The 15,580-nt window shown below is 72.2% G+C and carries 12 protein-coding genes; 6 read left to right on the plus strand and 6 right to left on the minus strand.

The genetic code is table 11. The features are described 5' to 3' along the window. Positions 1-10: 10 nt before the first annotated feature. Both ACZ6RC_RS03590 and ACZ6RC_RS03595 read right to left on the minus strand, forming a co-directional pair. A complete protein-coding gene (locus ACZ6RC_RS03590; RefSeq protein ID WP_453615570.1) occupies positions 11-442 on the minus strand; it encodes a VOC family protein in 432 nt (143 codons plus the stop codon). A gap of 11 nt (positions 443-453) precedes the next feature. Next, positions 454-1,053: a pyridoxamine 5'-phosphate oxidase family protein gene (locus ACZ6RC_RS03595; RefSeq protein WP_391140886.1), complete on the minus strand. Its 600-nt coding sequence runs from the start codon at positions 1,051-1,053 to the stop codon at positions 454-456. A 165-nt stretch (positions 1,054-1,218) separates the two neighbouring features. Here ACZ6RC_RS03595 and ACZ6RC_RS03600 point away from each other — a divergent pair, with 165 nt between their 5' ends. Next, a complete protein-coding gene (locus ACZ6RC_RS03600; RefSeq protein WP_469579049.1) occupies positions 1,219-4,212 on the plus strand; it encodes a bifunctional [glutamine synthetase] adenylyltransferase/[glutamine synthetase]-adenylyl-L-tyrosine phosphorylase in 2,994 nt (997 codons plus the stop codon). Between the two features lie 49 nt (positions 4,213-4,261). Here ACZ6RC_RS03600 and ACZ6RC_RS03605 read toward each other — a convergent pair whose 3' ends face one another. After that, a complete protein-coding gene (locus tag ACZ6RC_RS03605; RefSeq protein WP_469579051.1) occupies positions 4,262-4,885 on the minus strand; it encodes a TetR/AcrR family transcriptional regulator in 624 nt (207 codons plus the stop codon). 124 nt (positions 4,886-5,009) lie between these two features. Between ACZ6RC_RS03605 and ACZ6RC_RS03610 the strand changes: the two genes are divergently transcribed. Together ACZ6RC_RS03610 and ACZ6RC_RS03615 are read left to right on the plus strand one after the other, a co-directional pair. Further along, on the plus strand, positions 5,010-6,596 hold the full coding sequence (locus ACZ6RC_RS03610; RefSeq protein ID WP_469579052.1) for an APC family permease: 1,587 nt from the start codon (positions 5,010-5,012) through the stop codon (positions 6,594-6,596). Beyond that, entirely contained in the window at positions 6,506-8,083 is a 1,578-nt protein-coding gene (locus tag ACZ6RC_RS03615; RefSeq protein ID WP_469579053.1) for an amidohydrolase, read from the plus strand. Before ACZ6RC_RS03610 ends, ACZ6RC_RS03615 begins: the two co-directional genes overlap by 91 nt. Positions 8,084-8,125: 42 nt before the next feature. Here ACZ6RC_RS03615 and ACZ6RC_RS03620 read toward each other — a convergent pair whose 3' ends face one another. The 3 genes from ACZ6RC_RS03620 to ACZ6RC_RS03630 all read right to left on the minus strand — a co-directional run bounded on the left by ACZ6RC_RS03620 (position 8,126) and on the right by ACZ6RC_RS03630 (position 12,059). Then, positions 8,126-9,106 (minus strand): phosphatase PAP2 family protein, encoded by a 981-nt coding sequence (locus tag ACZ6RC_RS03620; RefSeq protein WP_469579055.1) that lies wholly within the window; start codon positions 9,104-9,106, stop codon positions 8,126-8,128. A gap of 102 nt (positions 9,107-9,208) precedes the next feature. Beyond that, complete coding sequence (locus tag ACZ6RC_RS03625) at positions 9,209-10,237, minus strand: LacI family DNA-binding transcriptional regulator (protein WP_391140875.1); 1,029 nt, start codon at positions 10,235-10,237, stop codon at positions 9,209-9,211. A gap of 25 nt (positions 10,238-10,262) precedes the next feature. Further along, the gene (locus tag ACZ6RC_RS03630; protein WP_469579056.1) at positions 10,263-12,059 is read right to left on the minus strand and encodes a glycoside hydrolase family 13 protein; all 1,797 of its coding nucleotides are present in this window, start codon (positions 12,057-12,059) and stop codon (positions 10,263-10,265) included. A gap of 345 nt (positions 12,060-12,404) precedes the next feature. Between ACZ6RC_RS03630 and ACZ6RC_RS03635 the strand changes: the two genes are divergently transcribed. The 3 genes from ACZ6RC_RS03635 to ACZ6RC_RS03645 are packed head-to-tail and all read left to right on the plus strand — an operon-like array spanning position 12,405 to position 15,561. After that, entirely contained in the window at positions 12,405-13,679 is a 1,275-nt protein-coding gene (locus ACZ6RC_RS03635) for an extracellular solute-binding protein (protein ID WP_391140873.1), read from the plus strand. A 20-nt stretch (positions 13,680-13,699) separates the two neighbouring features. Then, on the plus strand, positions 13,700-14,713 hold the full coding sequence (locus tag ACZ6RC_RS03640; RefSeq protein ID WP_391140872.1) for a carbohydrate ABC transporter permease: 1,014 nt from the start codon (positions 13,700-13,702) through the stop codon (positions 14,711-14,713). Beyond that, positions 14,707-15,561 (plus strand): sugar ABC transporter permease, encoded by an 855-nt coding sequence (locus ACZ6RC_RS03645; protein WP_391141218.1) that lies wholly within the window; start codon positions 14,707-14,709, stop codon positions 15,559-15,561. The genes ACZ6RC_RS03640 and ACZ6RC_RS03645 overlap by 7 nt, the downstream gene beginning before the upstream one ends. The last annotated feature ends 19 nt before the right edge of the window (positions 15,562-15,580 follow it).

Below are 15,580 nucleotides of genomic sequence, written 5' to 3' on the forward strand. Positions count from 1 at the left end.
CACGCGTCCCTCAGCGCTCCGACAGCTCCGACGGGGCCTCCTGGACCACCCAGCCGTTGCCGTCCGGGTCCTCGAAGGACATGAACGAGTTCCACGTCTCGCCCTTGCCCTCCTCCCAGCCCCGTTCGCCGACATGGCGGATCGGGGTGACCTCCACACCGCGGTCGACCAGTTCCGCGCGGGCCGCCTCGATGTCCGTCACGCAGATCTGCAGGCCGTGGAGCGAGCCCGGGGCCATCTCCTTCGTTCCCGGCATCGTCGGCATGCCGCTGAGCATCGCGATCGAACAGCGCGAGCCGGGCGGGGTCGCCTGGATGATCCGCATCCCCGGGGCGACCTCGTCGTCCAGGTCGATCTTGAAACCGCACTTGTCACCGTAGAACGCCTTCGCCCGGTCCATGTCGGACACGGGCACCGGGACGACTTCGAGCGTCCAGTTCATGGAGAGTCTCCTCAGAAACGCCAGCGGGTCTGGCCGAACGGCCCGCCCTTGGCGAAGCCGAAGACCGTGCGCGGCGCGACGGCGAACACCAGGGCGGGTCCACCGTCACCCACGAACGTGCCGTCGCGCACGTCGAATCGCCAGTCGGAGCCGTACTTGTCGACATAGGCGTCGGCCAGGGCGCGCAGCCGTGCCTCGTCCGTCACCTGGACGGCCTCGCCCTCCACCACGAGGTCGAAGCCCTCGGCGAGGGCGCTCGTGCCGGTGGTGAGGACCACCTCGCGCCGGTCGGCGAGGTTGCGCGCCTTCCGCTCCTGCGGGCCGGTGCAGAAGTGGAGGGCGTCCTCCGACCAGACGGCGATCAGCGGGGTGACGTGCGGGCGGCCGTCCGGGCGGACCGTGGTCAGCCAGAAGACCTCGGCCGCGGTGAGCCGGTCGAGGGCCCGCGACCAGTCGGCGGCCTCGGCCCGCGGGTCGCTGAAGCGGGGGTCCAGCGTGGTCTCGCGGGGCAGGACGGGCGGAGGCGGGGGCTCGCCGGATGCGGCGGGCGGAGGCGGGGGAGCGGGCGCCGCGGGCGGGCCGGGGACGGGGGGATCCGTGGGGGAGGGCATGGCACGGTCCTTTCTGCGCGGGCTGCGCGGGCTGCGGGTCAACGCGGGCTGTCACCAGGGCAGACCGTCCCCCGGTCCGGAACTCATCGGTCGCCCGTGCCCGGGGCGACCCCGATCCCCGCTCCGGATAGGCTCGAATCCGTGAACGGTGGAGGGAGCGGCGGAATGACGGTGCCGGGACGCAGGAGCAGTATCTTCACGCGGCTGCTGCGGCACGGGTTCACCGATCCGTCCGGTGCCGAGCGTCTGCTCGACGTGCCCGAGATGGCCACCCTGCGCGACGATTCCGTGCTCCTCGACGCCCTCGGGGCCACCGCCGACCCCGATCTGGCCCTGCGCGGTCTGGTCCGGCTGGTGGAGGCCCAGCCGGAGGAGGGCCACCAGACCCTCGTCTCCACGCTGCTGTCCGCGAAGCCGTTCCGCGACCGGCTCCTCGGCGTGCTCGGCGCCTCCGAGGCGCTCGGCGACCACCTGGCCCGCCACCCCCACGACTGGCAGGCGCTCGTCACCTACGAGGCGGCCGATCTGAACCCCGGGGTCGCGGAGTTCGAGCGCTGCCTCTCCGGCGCCACCGACCCCGTCGCCCTCCGCGTCTCCTACCGCCGCTGTCTCCTCGCCATCGCCGCCCGCGACGTCTGCGGCACCGCCGACGTCGCCCAGACCGCCGCCGAGCTGGCCGACCTGGCCACCGCGACCCTGCGCGCCGCCCTCGCCCTCGCCGGCGCCGCCGCCCCCGAGGACGCGTCCCGCTGCCGGCTCGCCGTCATCGCGATGGGCAAGTGCGGCGGCCACGAGCTGAACTACGTCTCCGACGTCGACGTCATCTTCGTCGGGGAGCCGCCCGAGGGCGCCTCGGGCGCGGAGGAGGGCCAGGCGATCCAGGCGGCGACCCGGCTCGCCTCGCACCTGATGCGGATCTGCTCGGAGACCACCGTCGAGGGCACCATCTGGCCCGTCGACGCCAACCTCCGCCCGGAGGGCCGCAACGGCCCCCTCGTCCGCACGCTCTCCTCCCATCTGGCGTACTACCAGCGCTGGGCCAAGACCTGGGAGTTCCAGGCGCTGCTGAAGGCCCGGCCCGTGGCCGGGGACCCCCAGCTGGGCGCCGACTACATCGAGGCCGTCGCGCCCCTCGTCTGGCAGGCCGCCGAGCGCGAGAACTTCGTCCCCGACGTGCAGAAGATGCGCCGCCGGGTCGTCGACAACATCCCCGTGGCCCATGTCGAGCGGGAGCTGAAGCTCGGCCCCGGCGGTCTGCGGGACGTCGAGTTCGCCGTCCAGCTCCTGCAGTTGGTGCACGGTCGCAGCGATGCCACCCTGCACAGCGGCACCACGCTGGACGCCCTGGACGCGCTCGCCGCCGGCGGCTACGTCGGCCGGGCGGACGCCGCCCAGCTCGACGAGGCGTACCGCTTCCTGCGCGCCATGGAGCACCGCATCCAGCTCTACCGCCTGCGCCGTACGCACCTCGTCCCCGAGGACGACGCGGACCTGCGCCGTCTCGGCCGCTCGCTCGGGCTGCGCACCGACCCGGTCGCGGAGCTCAACCGGGAATGGAAGCGGCACGCCGCCGTCGTCCGCCGGCTCCACGAGAAGATCTTCTACCGGCCGCTGCTCGACGCCGTCGCCCAGCTCGCCCCCGGCGAGACCCGGCTCAGCCCGAAGGCCGCCGGCCAGCGGCTCGAAGCGCTCGGCTACGCCGACCCGGTCGCGGCCCTGCGGCATCTGGAGGCCCTCGCCTCCGGCGTCACCCGCAAGGCCGCGATCCAGCGGACGCTGCTGCCGGTCCTGCTCGGCTGGTTCGCGGACTCCGCCGATCCCGACGCCGGGCTGCTCGGCTTCCGCAAGGTGTCCGACGCGCTCGGCAAGACCCCCTGGTACCTCCGGCTGCTGCGGGACGAGGGCGCGGCGGCCGAGAACCTGGCCCGGGTGCTCTCCGCCGGGCGCCTCGCCCCCGACCTGCTCCTGCGGGCGCCCGAGGCGGTGGCGATCCTCGGCGACCCGGAGGGGCTGGAGCCGCGCGGCCGGGACCATCTGGAGCAGGAGGTGCTGGCTGCGGTCGGCCGCGCCGACGGCCCGGAGCAGGCGGTGGCCGCGGCGCGTGGCGTACGCCGCCGGGAGCTGTTCCGCACCGCCGCGGCCGACCTGATCGGTTCGTACGGCACGGAGGACAGCCCGCGCGAAACCGATCCGGCGCTGGTCGACCGGGTGGGCCAGGCGGTGACCGACCTCAACGCCGCCACCATCGCGGGCGCGCTGCGGGCCGCCGTGCGCGCCGAGTGGGGCGACCGGCTGCCGACGCGGTTCGCGGTCATCGGCATGGGCCGGTTCGGCGGGCACGAGCTGAGCTACGGCTCCGACGCCGACGTCCTGTTCGTGCACGAGCCGCGCGAGGGCGTGCCCGAGCACGAGGCCGCCCGGGCCGCGAACAGGGTCGTCACCGAGATCCGCAGGCTCCTCCAACTCCCCACCGCGGACCCGCCGTTGCTCATCGACGCCGATCTGCGCCCGGAGGGCAAGAGCGGTCCGCTCGCCCGTACGCTGAAGTCGTACGAGGCCTACTACCGCCGCTGGTCCCTGGTCTGGGAGAGCCAGGCCCTGCTGCGCGCCGAACCCATGGCGGGGGATGCCGAGTTGGGTCGCCGGTTCGTCGAGCTGGTCGACCCGCTGCGCTATCCCGAGGGGGGTCTGGGCGAGGACGCGGTCCGCGAGATCCGCCGCCTGAAGGCCCGAATGGAGACCGAGCGCATGCCGCGCGGCGCCGACCCGACGCTCCACGCGAAGCTGGGCCGGGGCGGTCTGAGCGACGTCGAGTGGACGGTCCAGCTGCTCCAGATGCGCCACGCCTGGACGGAACCCGGCTTGCGCACCACCCGCACCCGCGAGGCCCTGGCCGCCGCCCGGACGGCGGGGCTGATCCCGGCGGAGGAGGCGCGGATCCTGGACGAGGCCTGGGTCCTGGCGACCCGCGTCCGCAACGCCGTGATGCTGGTCCGGGGCCGGCCGGGGGACACCTTCCCCTCCGACGGCCGCGAGGTGGCGGCGGTGGGGCGCTACCTCGGCTACGGCCCCGGCCGCGTCGGCGAGATGGTCGACGACTACCGCCGGATCACGCGCCGGGCCCGGGCCGTGGTCGAGGAGCTGTTCTACGGCGCCTGACCGTCGTCCCGGGTCGGGCACCCGGCCCGTTCCGGCCGGGTGAGCCGTTTTACGGCGCCTGACCGTCGTCCCCGGCCACCATGGACCGGCAGTGCGCGAGGAACGCTCCGAGCGCCAGCTCGAAGGCGGCGTCGGCGCGGTCCGTGGCCACCGCCGTCAGGGCCTCGGCGAGCCGCGGGGTGGTGGTGTCGTCGGGCAGCTCCCACATCGTCTCCGGCGCCGCCAGGTCCAGCGCCGAGCCCAGGACCAGGTTCTCCAGGGCCACGATCACCGTCATGACGTCCTCGTTCCCGAAGCCGGCGGCGAGGAGCACGCCCACCGCCCGCTCGTACTGGGCGAGCACCCTGGGGGCCCGGACCGGGGAGGTCATCAGCAGCGGGATGACCCGGGGGTGGGCCGCGAACGCGGAGCGGTAGGTGCGCGCCCAGGCCGCCATGGCCGCGTCCCACGGTTCGAGGTCCAGCGTCCCGCCGTCGATCGCCTCGCAGACCCGCTCGCGCAGCAACTCCACGACCCCGCTCCGGCCGTCCACGTGGTGATACAGCGACCCCGTCTGCACGCCCAGCGCCCGCGCGATCTGCGGGACGCTGAACTCCCCTTGCTCGTCGACGAGTTGCAGGGCGGTGGTGGTGATGCGCTCCCGGTCGATCAGCGGTGTCCGCGGCCGTCCCATGTTCCCGCTCTCTCGTCGAGGTCTTCCCGTACGTCGTCCCGGAGGCTACATTGCCGCAACCGAAAGCCTTTAGGTTTACGGGTCCCCGCCGCCCTGCCCCGCCAGCAGAAGGGCTTCCCCTTCCATGCCCGCACCCACCTCCCCCGACGAGCCCGAGGGGCTGAGAACCGGCACGCTCTCCACCGCCGACATCTCCTTCTTCGTCGTCTCCGCCGCCGCCCCGCTCACCGTGATGGCCGGCGTCGCCCCGATCGCCATCGTCCTCGGCGGCATCGGCGCCCCCGCCGGCTATCTCCTCGCCGGCATCACCCTCGCGGTCTTCGCCGTCGGCTTCACCACGATGACCCGCCACGTCAGGAACGGCGGCGCCTTCTACGCGTACATCACCCGCGGCCTCGGCAAGCCCGTCGGCATCGCCGCCGCACTGCTCGCCATGCTCGGCTACAACGGCATGGAGATCGGCGTCTACGGCCTCCTCGGCTCCGCCACCGCCGACACCGGCCACGCCCTGTGGGGCATCGACATCCCCTGGCTGCCCGTCTCGATCGCCGGGCTGCTGCTCATCTGGTACGGCGGCTTCCGCTCGATCGACTTCGGCGCCAAGCTCCTCGGCGTGCTGCTCGTCGCGGAGACCGGCATCCTCGTCCTGCTCGCCGGCGGCGTGCTGATCGAGGGAGGCGCGGACGGCCTCTCCCTCGCCTCCTTCGCCCCCGGCAACGTCCTCGTCCCCGGCAGCGCGGCCGTCCTCGCCTTCGCCTTCACCGCGTTCACCGGCTTCGAGTCCACCGTCATCTACCGGCGCGAGGCCCGCGACCCGGCCCGCACCATCCCGCGGGCCACCTACCTCGCCGTCTGCTTCCTCGGCCTCTTCTACGCCTTCATCGTCTGGACCGTCATCCAGGCCTTCGGCGACGACCAGGTCGTGGCGGCCGCCGCGGGCGACACCGGCGGGCTCTTCTTCGCCGCGATCACCACCTACGTGGGCGCCTGGGCGGCGGACCTGATGCACCTCTTCATCGTCACCAGCGTGCTCGCCTCCCTCCTCGCCTTCCACAACGCGATCAACCGCTACGGCCTCGCACTCGCCCAGGAAGGCGTCCTGCCGCCCGTCTTCGGCAAGGTCCACCCCCGCCACCGTTCCCCGTACGCCGCGGGCGTCGCGCAGACCGTCCTCGGGCTGGCCGTGGTCCTCGGCTTCGCGGCCGCCGACGCCGACCCGTACACCCAGCTCCTGCTCTGGGTGAACACCCCCGGCGGCATCGGACTGATGGCCCTCCAACTGCTCGCCGCCCTGGCCGTCCCCTTCTATTTCCGCCGGATCCGGCACGATGAGGGAGTCCTGCGGACCGTCGTCGCCCCGGTCATCGCGGCCGTCCTGCTCACCGGGGCCCTCGCCCTGGTGGTCTCGAAGATCGACGTCTTCACGGGGGCCTCCTCCACCGTCAACACCGTCCTCCTCGCCCTCGTCCCCGGCGTGTTCCTGCTCGGACTGCTCCTCGCGTACCGGCTCCGGCGCAGCCGCCCCGAGGTCTACGCGCACTTCGCCGCCGAACCCGCCGAACCCGCAGACCCCGCCGCAGAACTCCCCGCCCCCGCACCCCGCTCAGGAGAAGAACCGCCGTGCCCGCACCCGACCTCGTCCTCGTCAACGCCCGCGTCCGCGCCCCCGAGCTCACCGGCCACACCGCTGTCGCCGTCCAGGACGGACTGATCACCGCCGTCGGCGACGACACGGACGCGAGGGCCTGGACCGGCCCCGGCACCGAGACGATCGACCTGGCGGGCGCTACCCTCACCCCCGGCCTCACCGACGCCCACAGCCACCCCGTCTGGGGTCTGGAGATGTTCGCCGGCACCGACCTCTCCGCCGTGCGCGACCTCGACGAGCTGCGGGCGGCGCTCGTCCGGGCCGAACGCCGCGACGGCTGGATCCTCGGCGTCGGCCTCGACCACAACGTCTTCGGCGGCCGGCCCCTCCATTACGACCTCGTCGAGGACGTCCTCGACGGCGCCCCCGCCCACCTGCGGCTCTACGACGGACACTCCGCCCTCGTGAGCGCCACCGCACTCAGGGCAGCGGGCATCGACGGCCCCCGGACCTTCGCCCAGCGCTCCGAGATCGTCTGCGACGCCGAGGGGCGGCCCACCGGCCATCTGATCGAACACGCGGCCATGGACCTCATGACCCCGCTGCTGCCCACCCCGCCCTACGCCGACCGGCGCGACCGGCTCGTCCGGCTGCTCGGCTCGATGGCCGCCACCGGTTTGACCGGCGCCCATGTCATGGACCTCGGCGGGCACGACGTACCGGGGCTGCTCACCGCCCTGGAGGAGGACGGCGACCTGCCGCTGAGGCTTCGGCTGGCCCCCTGGTGCATGCCCGGCGCCGACCGGGAGGAGCTGGAGGAGCTGGTGCGGCTCCAGAAGCGGGCCGGGCGCCTGTGGCGGGTCGGCGGCGTGAAGTTCTTCATGGACGGCACCGTCGAGGGCGGCACCGCCTGGCTGGAGCACGCCGACTGCCACGGCCAGGGCACGGACGCCTTCTGGCCCGACCCCGCCGCCTACTCCGCCGCCGTACGCCACTTCCACGCCGCCGGGATCGGCACCGCCACCCACGCCATCGGCGACGCTGCCGTCCGGCACGTCCTGGACACCGTGGAGGCCCTCGGGCCGAGGAGCGCCGACGCGCCGCGGCACCGCGTCGAGCACATCGAGACCGTCCCCGACGACCAGCTCGGCCGCTTCGCCGCCCTGGGCGTAGTGGCCTCCATGCAGCCCCCGCACACCGCGTACACCCGCGCCGACCGCACCGACGAATGGTCCAGGCGGCTGGGCGGGGAGCGCGCTGCGCGCGCCTGGCGCTGCCGTGACCTGCGGGACGCGGGGGCGCACCTGGCGCTGGGCTCCGACTGGCCGATCGCGCACTACGACGCCCGACAGGTCCTGGCCACCGCCCGGGCCCCGCGCGGAGCCGCCTCGGCGCGCCACGGCCTGACCGGTCTGATGGCCCTGGAGGGGATGACCACCCACGCGGCGGTCGCCGCGGGGGAGGAGCGGTGGGCCGGGCGGATCGCCCCGGGGCAGCGGGCGGACCTGACGGCCTTCGCGGTGGACCCGGTGGACGCCCCCGCCGACGAGACCGAGGGGGCCCCTGTTCGGCTGACCGTGAGCGGCGGCCGCGTCACCCACCGGAGCTGACCGGCGACTCCCCGCACGCGCGGCGGGGCGCCGCGGGCCGGGTCACCTGCCGGAACCGACCCGTGACTCCTCGGTGTCCCGGTCGGCGGACCGCGCGGCGCCCTGTCCGGCACTCTCCCGGCGGGCGTCCGCGGGCGCTGCCTCCGGACGGGCCGGGTCCTGCTCGGCGGAGTCCGGGACGGCGCCCCGGCGCGCGGGCGCCGGGCCGTCCACCGTGCGGGACAGCCGCTGCGGCAGCGAGCCGTACCAGACGTACGAGACGCCGAAGCCGAAGGCGAGGCAGATCATGCCGCCCACGGCGTCCAGCCAGAAGTGGTTGGCCGTGGCCACGATGACGACCAGCGTCGCCGCCGGGTACACCAGGCCCAGGATCCGCGCCCACGGCGCCTTGGCCAGGAGGAAAATGGTCAGACCGCACCAGAGCGACCAGCCGATGTGCATCGACGGCATGGCCGCGTACTGGTTCGACATGTTCTTGAGGTTGCCCGAGGCCATCGAGCCCCAGGTGTGGTGCACCAGCACGGTGTCGACGAAGGCCTGGCCGTTCATCAGCCGAGGGGGTGCGAGCGGGTACAGGTAGTAACCGACCAGCGCCACACCGGTGGTGGAGAAGAGAACCGTACGGAAACCGGCATATCGGCCCGGCTGCCAGCGGTACAGCCACACCAGGACACCGATCGTCACGATGAAGTGCAGGGTGGCGTAGTAATAGTTCATCGACACGATCAGCCATGTCACCGAGTTCACGGCGTGGTTGACCGTCTGCTCGAAGGCGAGCCCGAGGGACTCCTCCGCCTGCCAGATCCAGTCGGCGTTCCGCAGCGCCTGTGCCTTCTGCTCCGGCACCGCGTTGCGAATGAGCGAGTACGTCCAGTAACTGACCGCGATGAGCAGGATCTCGAACCAGATCCGCGGTCGCCGGGGTACGCGCGACCGCAGTCGCGCCCACCTGCCGTCGGCCACGATGGGTGACGGGCTGGCCGCCGTGCGGCCTTCCGAACTCTTCACAGTCGTTTCACCCATGGGGAGAGAGTCTGCCAGATCCACGCCCCTCGACCGATCATCCTCCGGTCGGGTGCCCGGCGCATGTGCTCCACCTCCGGGAGGAGGGGAGGGCCGCTGGGATCAGGGGTTCCTCGGGGTCGGGGCGGAAGCGGTTGAACCACGAACCACCAGCTCGGGCATGAACACGAACTCGCTGTGCGGCGCGGGGGTCCCCCCGACCTCTTCGAGCAGCGCGCGGACCGCGGCCTGTCCCATCGCCTGCACGGGCTGGCGGATGGTGGTGAGCGGTGGGTCCGTGAAAGCTATCAGCGGGGAGTCGTCGAAGCCGACCACCGAGACGTCCTTCGGGACATGCAGGTCCTGCTGCCGGGCGGCCCGGATGGCGCCCAGCGCCATCATGTCGCTGGCGCAGACGACGGCGGTGCAGCCGGCGGCGATCAGCGCGCCCGCGGCGGCCTGGCCGCCCTCCAGGGTGTAGAGGGAGTGCTGGATCAGCTTCTCGGACTCCTCCGGCGACAGACCGAGACGGTCCCGCATGCCGAGCTGGAAGCCCTCGATCTTGCGCAGCACCGGCACGAACCGCTTGGGGCCCACCGCGAGACCGATCCGGGTGTGCCCGAGCGAGGCCAGGTGCGTCACGGCCAGCCGCATCGCGGCCCGGTCGTCGGGCGAGACGAAGGGGGCCTGGACCTTCGGGGAGAAGCCGTTGATCAGGACGTACGGGACGCCCTTGCCGCGCAGCTGGTCGTAGCGCGTCATGTCGGCGGTGGTGTCGGCGTGCAGCCCCGAGACGAAGATGATGCCGGAGACCCCGCGCTCGACCAGCATGTCGGTGAGCTCGTCCTCGGTGGACCCGCCGGGGGTCTGGGTGGCGAGGACGGGGGTGTAGCCCTGCCGGGTCAGGGCCTGCCCGATGACCTGCGCGAGCGCGGGAAAGATCGGGTTGTCCAGTTCGGGGGTTATCAGTCCGACGAGTCCGGCGCTGCGCTGGCGCAGCCGTACCGGACGCTCGTATCCGAGGACGTCGAGTGCGGCAAGCACGGATTCACGGGTGGCCGCGGCCACACCGGGCTTGCCGTTGAGCACGCGGCTGACTGTGGCTTCACTGACCCCCGCCTGGGCTGCGATGTCGGCAAGCCGCGCGGTCATGGGATTGGACTGTACCGGTCGCACGTCAGATTGCCCACCAGACGCAGGACTCGGCCGGAACCGGGACGTTCCCGGTGTCCTGCGCGGGAACGGCGGCCGGGGTCAACTGCCGTGCGCCGGAAGGCGGGAGGACGGCGCCCGCCACCCCGTCCGCACCGCCGCCGGGGCCCGCGCCGGCCGGGGCCGTACCGTCGCCGCCCGCGCCGCCGCCGGAGTGCGGGGCGCCGCCCGCCGCCTCGGCGCCCGCGCTGCTCAGCAGGAGCGTCACCGGGGCCGGGGTCTCGATCCGCGCGTCCCGGTCCGTCGTGTTCAGGGCGACCAGCACGTCGCCGCCGGCCGAGCGGCGCCGGAGGAGCAGGACGCCGTCGGGGGCGTCCAGCCACTCCACCGCCTCGCCCGCGCCGAGCGCCGGATGGGCGCGGCGCAGCCGCAGGGCCGAGCGGTACAGCTCCAGGGTGGAGCCGGGATCGCCGCTCTGGGCGGCGACGCTGAGACCGGCCCACGCGGGCGGCTGGGGGAGCCACGCGCCGGCCGGGCCGAAGCCCAGCGAGGGACCGTCGGCCGTCCACGGCAGCGGGACCCGGCAGCCGTCGCGGAGCCCGTCCTGGCCCTCCCCGCGCCGGAACGCCGGGTCCTGGCGCAGGGCGTCCGGCAGGTCGGTGACCTCCGGCAGGCCCAGCTCCTCGCCCTGGTAGAGGTAGACCGAACCGGGCAGTGCCAGCATCAGCAGCGCCGCCGCCCGGGCCCGCCGCAGGCCCGCGGCCGGGTCGCCGGCGCCGTACCGCGTGGTGTGGCGCACGACGTCGTGGTTGGAGAGCACCCAGGTGGTGGGCGCGCCCACCGAGGCGGTGGCGCGCAGCGACTCCTCGACGACCGACCGCAGCGCGGGCGCGTCCCAGGGGCAGTCGAGGAACTGGAAGTTGAACGCCTGGTGCAGTTCGTCGGGGCGTACGTACAGGGCGAGACGCTCGGGGGTCGGGGCCCAGGCCTCGGCGACCCCGATGCGGTCGGGGCCGTACGACTCCAGGAGGCGCCGCCAGCCGCGGTGGATCTCGTGGACCCCGTCCTGGTCGAAGAAGGGCAGCCGCTGGGTGCCGATCATCCGGGCCTGGCGGCCGTGCCCGATGTCGGGCAGGCCCTCGGCCTTGACCATGCCGTGGGCGACGTCGATCCGGAAGCCGTCCACGCCCAGGTCGAGCCAGAACCGGAACACGGAGTCGAACTCGGCCCTGACCTCGGCGTTCTCCCAGTCGAGGTCGGGCTGCTCGGGTGCGAAGAGGTGGAGGTACCAGGAGCCGTCGGCGACCCGGGTCCAGGCCGGGCCGCCGAAGACGGACTCCCAGTCGTTGGGCGGCAGGGCGCCGTCCGGGCCGCGGCCGGGCCGGAAGACGTAGCGGTCCCGCTCCGGGCCCGCGCCCGCCCGGGCCGCCGCGAACCAGGGGTGCCGCTCCGAGGTGTGGTTGGGGACGATGTCCACGATGACCTTCAGGCCGAGCGCGTGGGCCGCCCGGACCAGCTCGTCGGCGTCCGCCAGGTCCCCGAAGACCGGGTCGACCGCGCGGTAGTCCGCCACGTCGTAGCCGCCGTCGGCCTGCGGGGAGGCGTAGAACGGCGTGAGCCACACCGCGTCCGCGCCCAGGCCCGCCACGTGCGGCAGCCGCTCGCGGGCCCCGCGCAGATCTCCGACCCCGTCGCCGTCGCTGTCCGCGAAGGAGCGGACGTACACCTGGTAGATGACCGCGTCCCGCCACCATCCCGTGGTGGGGGCGCAAGGGCTTGCAAGGTCCGGCAGCGGCGACGGTGAGGTGAGCTCGTGGGCCATGGGCGGGTCCCTCTCGCGTGTTCCAGGGGCCGACGGTGGTGCGGGTGTGCCCTGACAACGAGGTCAGGCCACTCATGAAACGGTCCTGCAAGGAATGCCGAAAAGGCTTGCAGGGTGCGCGGGGCACCGCAAGAGCCCGCCTGACCACCCTGTCAAGCGACTCGATGGCAACCTTCGGGACACGCGGATGTAACGATCCCCGGTCCTTGCAGAAATTTCTCGCAAGCTCTTTCGGCTCGTTTTCATCCCTGTTACGTTCCTGGCAACCCGGCGCGCCGCGAGGGAGCGGTCGCATGAGGAAGGTCTTCGCCCCTCGTTCATCCGGGATCGTTTGAAGGAGTTCACATGCGGCGTGGCATAGCGGCCACCGCGCTGGTCGCGGCCCTGGGCGTGACCCTGGCGGCGTGCGGAAGCGACAACGGCGACACCGGTGCCTCGAAGGGCTCGGGCGAGCTCTCCGGCACCGTGACCTGGTGGGACACGTCGAACGTCGGCAGCGAGGACAAGGTCTTCAAGAAGCTCGCCGAGGGCTTCACGAAAAAGCACCCCAAGGTCACCGTCAAGTACGTGAACGTGCCGTTCGGTGAGGCGCAGAACAAGTTCAAGAACGCCGCCCAGTCCGGCTCCGGCGCTCCTGACGTCATCCGCTCCGAGGTCGCCTGGACCCCGGACTTCGCCAACCTGGGCTACCTCGCCCCGCTCGACGGCACCGCCGCCCTGAAGAACCAGGACGACTTCCTGGAGCAGGCGGCCGCCTCCACCAAGTACAACGGCAAGACCTACGCCGTCCCGCAGGTCATCGACTCCATGGGCATCTTCTACAACAAGAAGATCTTCAAGGAGGCCGGTGTCGAGGCGCCGAAGAGCATCGCCGAGCTGAAGACCGTCGCCACCACGATCAAGCAGAAGACCGGCAAGACCGGCCTCTACCTGCGCGGCGACGACGCCTACTGGTTCCTCTCCTTCCTCTACGGCGAGGGCGGTGACATGGTCAACGCCGAGCAGAAGAAGATCACCATCGACAACGCCGCCGGCGTGAAGGCCTTCGGCACCGTCAAGGACCTGGTCGACTCCAAGGCCGCGATCACCGACGCCACCAACGGCTGGGACAACATGCAGTCCGCGTTCAAGGACGGCAAGGTCGCGATGATGATCAACGGCCCGTGGGCCGTCACCGACACCTACGCCGGCAAGGAGTTCGCCGACAAGACGAACCTCGGCATCGCCCCGGTCCCGGCCGGCGCCGCCGGCCAGGGCGCCCCGCAGGGCGGTCACAACCTCGCCGTGTACGCGGGCTCCAAGAACCTGGAGGCCTCCTACGCCTTCACCGAGTACATGACCTCCGCCGAGGCGCAGACCACCGCCGCCACCGAGCTGAGCCTGCTGCCCACCCGCGAGTCCGTCTACATCAAGCCCGACGTCGCGAGCAACGAGATGATCGGCTTCTTCAAGCCGGTCGTCGAGAAGGCCGTCGAGCGCCCCTGGGTCCCGGAGGGCGGCAGCCTCTTCGCCCCGCTGCAGGTCGAGTACACCAAGGTCCTCACCGGCCAGACCAGCCCGGAGCAGGGCGCCAAGGCGACGGGTGACGCCTACCGCAAGCTCCTGAAGGACTGGAAGTAACAAGGAAGGCAGGCCGGCTGATGGCTGTGGACACCACCGGCCAGTCGGTGGCGAAGGCCGCGGGCGACACTGTCGCCCGCGGCCGGAGCCGCGGTACTGGCACCCCCGAGAGGAAGCTCCGGCGTTCCCTCTCCACCCACTGGTACGCCTGGGCGATGGTCCTCCCGGTGACCGTGGTGATCGGCGTGATCATCGGCTATCCGCTGGTCCGGGGGATCTACCTCTCGCTCACCGACGCCAACGAGCGCAACGTCGCGCGCAGCATCGGCGTCAACGAGATACCCGCGACCTACGAGTTCGTCGGCCTGGACAACTACGTCGACGCGCTCACCGGCACCCAGTTCCTCGGCACCCTCGGCTGGACGCTCGTGTGGACGGTCGCCTGTGTCTCGGTGACCTTCGTCCTCGGCCTCGGCCTGGCCAACATGCTCAACCGCAGGATCGCCGGCCGCTCCGTCTACCGGATGCTGCTCATCCTGCCCTGGGCCGTCCCCGGCTTCGTCTCCGTCTTCGCCTGGCGCTTCCTCTATGACGAGCGCCGCGGCATGCTCAACCAGATCCTGGCCGGCGGCGGCATCGACGCCGTGCCGTGGCTCAACGACCCCACCTGGGCCAAGTTCTCGGTCATCGCCGTCAACGTCTGGCTCGGCATCCCCTTCATGATGGTCGCCCTCCTCGGCGGCCTGCAGTCCATCCCCGGCGAGCTGTACGAGGCCGCCGAGATGGACGGCGCGAGCGCCTGGCAGCGCTTCCGCCACATCACCCTGCCCGGCCTGCGCTCGGTGTCCACCACCGTGATCCTGCTGAGCACCATCTGGACCTTCAACATGTTCCCGGTGATCTTCCTGCTGACCCGGGGCGGACCGGGCGAGGCCACCCAGATCCTCGTCACCCAGGCGTACAAGTTCTCCTTCGAGATCAGCCCGCGTGACTACGCCCAGTCGTCCACCTGGGGCGTCCTGATCCTGGTCCTCCTGATGATCTTCGCCGCGGTCTACCGGCGAGTCCTCCGCAAGCAGGGAGAAGTCTGGTGACCACCGCCACCCACGCGCCGGCCCGCGGCCGCCGTTCGCCGCTCGCCTCCATCGCGCTGCACACCACCCTCGCGGTGGCCTCCGTGATCGCCGTCTTCCCCGTGCTCTGGGTCTTCCTGACCTCCATCAAGCCGGCGCAGTACGCCAACACCACCGACTTCTTCAAGGAGACGACGTTCGCGAACTACACCGACCTGCTGGAGAACACCGAGTTCCTCAGCTGGTTCGGCAACTCGCTGCTCGTCGCCGGCCTGACCACGCTCCTCGGCGTCTTCATCGCCTCCACCACCGGCTATGCCGTCAGCCGCTTCCGCTTCCCCGGCAAGCGCGGGCTGATGTGGACGCTGCTGATCACCCAGATGTTCCCGGTGGCCGTCCTCATCGTGCCGATCTACAACATCATGTCGTCGATGGGGCTGCTCAACCAGCCGGCCGGACTGGTCATCACCTACCTGACCATCGCCGTGCCCTTCTGCGCCTGGATGATGAAGGGCTTCTTCGACACCATCCCGCGCGAGATCGACGAGTCGGGCCAGGTCGACGGCCTCACCCCGTTCGGCACCTTCTGGCGGCTCATCCTGCCGCTCGCCAAGCCCGGCATCGCGGTGACCGCGTTCTACTCCTTCATCACCGCCTGGGGCGAGGTCGCCTACGCCTCCGCCTTCATGGTCGGCGACGAGAACCTCACCCTGGCCGGCGGACTGCAGAAGTTCGTCAACCAGTACGGCGCGCAGTGGGGCCCGATGACCGCGGCGTCCGTGCTCATCGCCGTCCCGGCCGCGCTGGTGTTCCTCGTCGCCCAACGGCACCTGGTGACCGGCATGTCCGCCGGCGCCGTCAAGGGCTGAGCACCCCTTGGCGGCCCAC

It is taken from the genome of Streptomyces sp. NPDC048353 (genome assembly GCF_055587165.1).

Coding starts and splice junctions, on each gene's coding strand:
- ACZ6RC_RS03630 (WP_469579056.1), bottom strand. CDS start 12,059: ATGGCCCACGAGCTCACCTCACCGTCGCCGCTGCCGGACCTTGCAAGC.
- ACZ6RC_RS03600 (WP_469579049.1), top strand. CDS start 1,219: ATGACGGTGCCGGGACGCAGGAGCAGTATCTTCACGCGGCTGCTGCGG.
- ACZ6RC_RS03605 (WP_469579051.1), bottom strand. CDS start 4,885: ATGGGACGGCCGCGGACACCGCTGATCGACCGGGAGCGCATCACCACC.
- ACZ6RC_RS03640 (WP_391140872.1), top strand. CDS start 13,700: ATGGCTGTGGACACCACCGGCCAGTCGGTGGCGAAGGCCGCGGGCGAC.
- ACZ6RC_RS03590 (WP_453615570.1), bottom strand. CDS start 442: ATGAACTGGACGCTCGAAGTCGTCCCGGTGCCCGTGTCCGACATGGAC.
- ACZ6RC_RS03620 (WP_469579055.1), bottom strand. CDS start 9,106: ATGGGTGAAACGACTGTGAAGAGTTCGGAAGGCCGCACGGCGGCCAGC.
- ACZ6RC_RS03595 (WP_391140886.1), bottom strand. CDS start 1,053: ATGCCCTCCCCCACGGATCCCCCCGTCCCCGGCCCGCCCGCGGCGCCC.
- ACZ6RC_RS03635 (WP_391140873.1), top strand. CDS start 12,405: ATGCGGCGTGGCATAGCGGCCACCGCGCTGGTCGCGGCCCTGGGCGTG.
- ACZ6RC_RS03610 (WP_469579052.1), top strand. CDS start 5,010: ATGCCCGCACCCACCTCCCCCGACGAGCCCGAGGGGCTGAGAACCGGC.
- ACZ6RC_RS03625 (WP_391140875.1), bottom strand. CDS start 10,237: ATGACCGCGCGGCTTGCCGACATCGCAGCCCAGGCGGGGGTCAGTGAA.